This window comes from Gordonia sp. UBA7860, assembly GCF_002500165.1.
Lineage (GTDB): Bacteria > Actinomycetota > Actinomycetes > Mycobacteriales > Mycobacteriaceae > Gordonia > Gordonia sputi.
This window is the reverse complement of sequence record NZ_DLSO01000198.1, coordinates 4,556-4,926: the sequence shown is the minus strand read 5'-3', so window position 1 is coordinate 4,926 and position 371 is coordinate 4,556. Positions and strand designations below refer to the sequence as shown.

Here is a 371-nt window from a genome sequence, read left to right as displayed (position 1 = left end):
CGGCGAAGATGATCGTCGTCGTGGTGACGCCGAATCCGAGGTCCTTCGCGTAGATCGAGTACAGCGGGGTCGGCAGCGTGGTGCCGAGCATCACCACCGCGAAAGCAGCGATGGCCGCGATGAATGAACGCGCGCCGGCGAAATGTGTTCCGACAGGATCGGTCCCTGTTGGAGCGGATTCCTGAGAGTGTGTCGGGCCCGGCGTCTGCGTCATACGAGGCCTAGCGTCGAAGTACCCCACGGTATTCCGTAGCTGCACGTGGATGCGGGACGAAGTTGGAGTGCACGCGAAAACCGTGGACCGGTGAGCTGGGGAAATGGTGAATGTGTGTCTGGTGAATGTGTGTCGTACGTAAGGATGTGGGTGCTGC

General features: G+C 60.9%; 1 pseudogene. It reads right to left on the bottom strand.

Going from position 1 to position 371, the window contains the following annotated elements:
• Positions 1-214: pseudogene (locus B3T59_RS23520) on the bottom strand (MFS transporter); the annotation flags it as partial.
• Between the last annotated feature and the right edge of the window lie 157 nt (positions 215-371).